Source organism: [Clostridium] clostridioforme AGR2157, assembly GCF_000424325.1.
In the GTDB taxonomy this organism is placed as follows: domain Bacteria; phylum Bacillota; class Clostridia; order Lachnospirales; family Lachnospiraceae; genus Enterocloster; species Enterocloster clostridioformis_A.
This window is the reverse complement of sequence record NZ_AUJR01000102.1, coordinates 1-4,817: the sequence shown is the minus strand read 5'-3', so window position 1 is coordinate 4,817 and position 4,817 is coordinate 1. Positions and strand designations below refer to the sequence as shown.

General features: G+C 43.9%; 6 protein-coding genes. 5 read left to right on the top strand and 1 reads right to left on the bottom strand.

Annotated features, from left to right (window positions below):
- Positions 1-74: 74 nt before the first annotated feature.
- From G614_RS0123400 to G614_RS28815, 3 genes are all read left to right on the top strand, one after another.
- Positions 75-260 carry a hypothetical protein gene (locus G614_RS0123400; protein WP_027643217.1) on the top strand — a complete coding sequence of 62 codons (186 nt, stop codon included), beginning with the start codon at positions 75-77 and terminating at the stop codon, positions 258-260.
- Positions 261-588: 328 nt separating this feature from the next.
- On the top strand, positions 589-1,203 hold the full coding sequence (locus G614_RS0123390; protein WP_027643821.1) for a TetR/AcrR family transcriptional regulator: 615 nt from the start codon (positions 589-591) through the stop codon (positions 1,201-1,203).
- Position 1,204: 1 nt separating this feature from the next.
- The gene (locus tag G614_RS28815) at positions 1,205-1,642 is read left to right on the top strand and encodes a PfkB family carbohydrate kinase (protein ID WP_330367080.1); all 438 of its coding nucleotides are present in this window, start codon (positions 1,205-1,207) and stop codon (positions 1,640-1,642) included.
- 125 nt (positions 1,643-1,767) lie between these two features.
- Here G614_RS28815 and G614_RS0123380 read toward each other — a convergent pair whose 3' ends face one another.
- Positions 1,768-2,313: a hypothetical protein gene (locus G614_RS0123380; RefSeq protein WP_027643820.1), complete on the bottom strand. Its 546-nt coding sequence runs from the start codon at positions 2,311-2,313 to the stop codon at positions 1,768-1,770.
- Positions 2,314-2,603: 290 nt separating this feature from the next.
- On the opposite strand from G614_RS0123380, the gene G614_RS0123375 reads away from it, so the two are divergent.
- Together G614_RS0123375 and G614_RS29440 are read left to right on the top strand one after the other, a co-directional pair.
- Positions 2,604-2,963, top strand: coding sequence for a BlaI/MecI/CopY family transcriptional regulator (locus G614_RS0123375; protein ID WP_027643819.1), 360 nt, complete (start codon positions 2,604-2,606; stop codon positions 2,961-2,963).
- A gap of 4 nt (positions 2,964-2,967) precedes the next feature.
- Positions 2,968-4,323 (top strand): M56 family metallopeptidase, encoded by a 1,356-nt coding sequence (locus G614_RS29440; protein WP_049948111.1) that lies wholly within the window; start codon positions 2,968-2,970, stop codon positions 4,321-4,323.
- Positions 4,324-4,817: the final 494 nt, after the last annotated feature.

The window sequence follows — 4,817 nt, the reverse complement described above, 5'->3', positions numbered from 1 at the left end:
CCGGTCCCGCTCTGCTTGACTTTCTCTCCCATCTGCTTCATACTACATTTATTACAGATGGGAGGCAGTTGCAAATGAATCAAAGATATGTGGATGAACTCAGACAAAAATACATCAAAAATCCTCCAGAAGGAATGACACCCAAACTGGTCAAGGACATGACCGATTCTGATTTATTGGATATGCATTACTTTTTAACTGAAGATGACGACCTCGACGATGATGGATGGGAAGAAGGGTTCTATATCGACCTGTTCTAAACCACCGTCTGTTTTCTATACCCTCCTTTGGCAGAATCATTAGTTTACATAACTTCGTTTCAGCAAGGACTTTCCTATAATATAAAAAAAGCTGCCTCCAGTGCACTGAAGGAAATTGGGAAAAAGGACTTTCATTATAATGAAAAGGCGCTTTTACTGGCGCATGAATGGACGGAAAGAGGAAATAAAGCACAGAGGTGGATTGGAAAGGATGCGTTATGGGAGCTGGAAACAATGGTAAAGGCAGAGGGACGCGGACGACTGATCTCTGCGAATACCAGAATGGGAAAGGAAACATATTAAGGGAACAAATCATAGGAGGTTCGGGATGAATGAGAAATTTTTTGCACTTCCGAAGGAAAGGCAAGAGCAGATCATAAATGCGGCATATGAGGTATTTTCCAGGAACAGCTATAAAAACGCATCTATGTCCAGGCTTGCAGATGCCGGTGGTGTATCCAAATCTCTGCTGTTCCATTATTTCTTAAATAAAAAAGAACTATATCTGTACCTTTGGGGACATGCGGGCAGGCTTTATCATGAGAAAGTAATGAAGTGCCATACGCAGACCACAGATTTTTTTGAGATCATTTGCCAGAGAGTCCTGGCCGGCTGTGTATTTATGAGGGAGACCCCGACAATATACCTGTTTACATTGAGGGCGTTTTTTGAGGAAAATCCTGAAATCAAAGAAGAAGTCCGGCGCAATAACAAGGCTGCATTTATCCATGGAATAGACGATATACTAATTCCAGCAGATATGGACCTGTTCCGGCCTGGCATTGATATGCAGTTGTTATTAGAGGAGATCAATGGTTATCTTTTTAGCTGTTACTGGAAGATGTTTTCATTCGGTGAACTTGACCCGGATTTTCTGGAAAAGGATTTTATGAAGAGGATCTGGCAGTGGAAGAGGGTATATCTGAGAGAAAGGAACGATTAAGATGGCAATTTCTGATGTACTGACGCCCAATATCCCGGAGGCGGAAAGAATCGCAGATATGCACATCCATTCCGTAAAAGATATGGAAATTGCCGCCAGAAAGATTTATGCCATGGGCTGTGGGGCGGTGGTAGTGAAGGGCGGCCATGCTGTCAGTGATGCGCATGACGTCTTATTTGACGGGGAGAAAATGCATCATTTTGTGATAAGCCGGATTGATACAAAGAATACACACGGCACGGGATGTACTTTTTCCGCTGCTATTACCCCTCATCTGGCGCACGGGGTGGATGTTTATCAGGCAGTTGAAAGGGCAAAGCATATGTTGCTACAGGAATCAGCCATTCCCTTTCTATTGGAAAAGGCTGTGGACCGACTCATCATTTCTATGATTTGTATAAGTATGGTCTTTCGTCATTGCTGGCTGCCATTGTTATGACGGGATGTAAAACGGAAAAATACAAAAGCATGGAAGCGCATGGCAAGTAAAACAGCGGCCTGCTGATTTGGCAAGACCGCTGTGATGCAGATAGCAGTAAATTGTATTATTACAAAGTTGCTGCATTAGTTTAATTTTGTCAGATTTTCATTCATCTTTTTTAAGATGGACTCCTTTTGCTCTGGGGTTACGGTCTTGTCTTTTACGGCCTGATCTAAAAGCTTTGTTACATCTTCTATGTCCTTCTTATAATTTTCCGCAGTCAATTCCTCAGCGCTTTTTGCCAGATCCGGCCTCATAACGATAGTAGGATTAAAAGCAACTATGGTGGTTTCGGTGGATACACTAAAAGCGCCTTTATAGATGACAAATTCGCCTTTGCCGTTGTCTGCTTTTAGTTTGGCCAGATCTGCTTCCATGGCCTTGACATCCGCATGATTAGCACCCATGTACTTTTTAATCTGATTGATGGTTTCTTCGTATTCTGCTGGAGTGTAAAGTTCAAAAAGTCCCCCCAAAGTGGGATCTTCGACTGAATTCTGGACTGCCTGGGTCTGAACAGCAGTTGTCTGCAACGCAGGAGCTGCTCCATAAGCAGTTGTGCTGGCTGCCGTGAGCATAAGACACATGATTCCTGTAGCTGTAAGTTTTCTCTTAGTATGATTTAACATGGTATAAATCCTTTCTTTTATTATTTTTTCTATGACAGGTGCGCATCCTTTTGTAAAAAGATATACTATTGTGATAGTCTATATGAGATAAAGACTACCATAATAGTCTTGACGTGTCAACGGATATTTTCTGACGAATTTCTGACGAATTCTGGTTACAGATGTTGGTAGATATTACTGCCACACAACAGATGGTATTACTCGTTGACATCAACAGACTACCGTGATAGTATATAGGAGATATACGACTAATAGCATACATAAAACGAATATACGAGGTGAAGATAGGTATGAAAAAAACACTGTTTGACTCAGAGAGAAAGGTAATGGAAGTCATCTGGAAAGAAGGGGAGGTTACGGCCAAGCAGATTTCCCTGATCTTACATGATTCCATCGGCTGGAATAAGAATACCACCTACACGGTCATTAAAAAGTGCGTTCAGAAAGGTTTTATTGAGCGTCTGGAACCAAATTTTGTCTGCAGAGCCCTTGTTTCCAAAGAACAGGCGGTTCAGGATGATGCCCGGGAATTTATAAACAGTGTCTTTGACGGCTCTGTTCCCATGCTGTTTTCAGCCTTGTTATCCCAGAAATCCTTGTCAAAAGAGGAGTTGGAGGAGTTAAAGCGAATGATTAACGAGGTGGAGTGAGTCTATGAAAGTATTGCAGATGAGCCTTGCGGCTTCTTTCCTGATTCTAGTTATCATGCTTTTTCGGAAGCTTTTTTCTGCAAGAATGCCCAGGCAAGTTTTTTCGTTTCTCTGGATACTTGCCTGGTGTAAGCTGATGATTCCCATATCAGCAGGGATTCCCATTCCTGTGGCGGATGGATTAGTCGAATTTATGCCGGATATAACCTCCCCCCTATCCCTCCCGGCAGGGACCTGGCAGGCAGCCAAGGCATGGCCGGATTTTGACCGGAATATATTAAAAATTTTGTGGTCTTCCGGCGCTTTGGTTTTCGGCCTGTATTTAGGGCATGTTCATTTTGCCAGCATGAAGAAATACCGCACCGCAGTTCTTATAGAGAAATCTTCCTGGATCCACAGTTGGCTAGAATATAAGAACTTTTTTCGCAGAATCACAGTCCGGATTTCGGACGAGATTGATTCCCCCTTAACCTACAACATCTTATTCCCGGTGATTCTTCTTCCAAAACAGACAGACTGGAGGGACAGGGAAAGCTTGGAGCTAATTTTGGAACATGAACTGGCTCATATCCGGCACCTGGACGCCCTGAAAAAGCTGTGTCTGGCTGCTGCCTGCGTCTGCCACTGGTTCAATCCCCTGGTGTGGATTATGTATGCATTGGCTAGCAGGGATATGGAACTGGCCTGCGATGAAGCGGTGGTTCGGGCAGTGGGGAGGGATAAACGAAAAACTTATGCCAATTTGCTGGTAGAGCTGGAAGCAAAGAGGGCAGGGATTAATCTTCTGACTTCCGGCCTGGGTCAAAGTCTTATGAAGGAACGTATCCTTCATATCATGCATATAAAAGAAAAAATCTCCCTTTTGGGAATCATGCTGTCCATTGCAATGACCGTAAGCTGCATAGCAGTCTACGGTGTGGTGCCATCCAGTGCTTTTACTCTGGAATCTTGGGATGATGACCCGACCCTTGGAGGGATTTTTGAGATGTATTCGGTGGAAGAGTATCAGAGGATTGTAGAAGTTGTTAAAGAGGACAGAGGAGAGGGGGATCCGGATGTCATAGCCATGGAACGGGATTTGGCCCGTCTGAAGGCTGACAGAGAAAAAGGGGAGTTTGTCATCTATAAAGGAGCGTTTCCGATAGAAACAGAAACGGTCATGGTAGCTTTCAACCCAACTATTGTCATGCGGCCGGAACTTGTGAACCGGAATACGCCTTTGACTGCTGAAACATACAGAAATGATATGGAAGAAGTGACAGAGATTTTGGAAGATGCAGCGGCAGATGGATTTTTGACAGAAGCGCAGAAGAAAAGAGTACTGGACAAAATGGAAGAGAATCTGGCCAGGCTGGAATAAGCGCAGATGTGCCCCGCTTCCTATCAAATTTGTTTTGGCAATCCTCAGAATATCTGTAATGTGAAACTGTCACCATACGCACTGGAATATCTTACAGAGCTTAAAAAATGTTGCATCAAGCTGGCGGTTGCCACGGGTCTGCCGAAAGAATTGTTCCTGTCCTGATAAACATGCTGGAATGCTTGTGTAAAAAGCATGAGCGAAGCAGAATCTTCGGAAGTGAGAAATAGAATATATACTCAAAGCGCTGCCGGACGCAAGTAAGGTGTATGGGCGAATGTTCCACTATGACGTGTCTGCGATGGCTCCGTTATTTTGATTTCATATGATGCCCCGCAGTTTGAATGGGCGGAGGACATGTTGGCTGCAGGGAATGTGCTTGTTTTTGGCCTTTCCTTTTATGGCACCGGCACCGCGTTGACCTCATTAAAGTATTGATAGATCCGCTCCTTCAACATATCCTTGGAGTCTACACGGATTCCTGACAGCATTTG

Excerpts from the sequence above, each read along its gene's own strand:
- G614_RS28815 (WP_330367080.1), top strand. The coding sequence starts at position 1,205 with ATGGCAATTTCTGATGTACTGACGCCCAATATCCCGGAGGCGGAAAGA.
- G614_RS0123380 (WP_027643820.1), bottom strand. The coding sequence starts at position 2,313 with ATGTTAAATCATACTAAGAGAAAACTTACAGCTACAGGAATCATGTGT.
- G614_RS0123375 (WP_027643819.1), top strand. The coding sequence starts at position 2,604 with ATGAAAAAAACACTGTTTGACTCAGAGAGAAAGGTAATGGAAGTCATC.
- G614_RS0123390 (WP_027643821.1), top strand. The coding sequence starts at position 589 with ATGAATGAGAAATTTTTTGCACTTCCGAAGGAAAGGCAAGAGCAGATC.
- G614_RS29440 (WP_049948111.1), top strand. The coding sequence starts at position 2,968 with ATGAAAGTATTGCAGATGAGCCTTGCGGCTTCTTTCCTGATTCTAGTT.
- G614_RS0123400 (WP_027643217.1), top strand. The coding sequence starts at position 75 with ATGAATCAAAGATATGTGGATGAACTCAGACAAAAATACATCAAAAAT.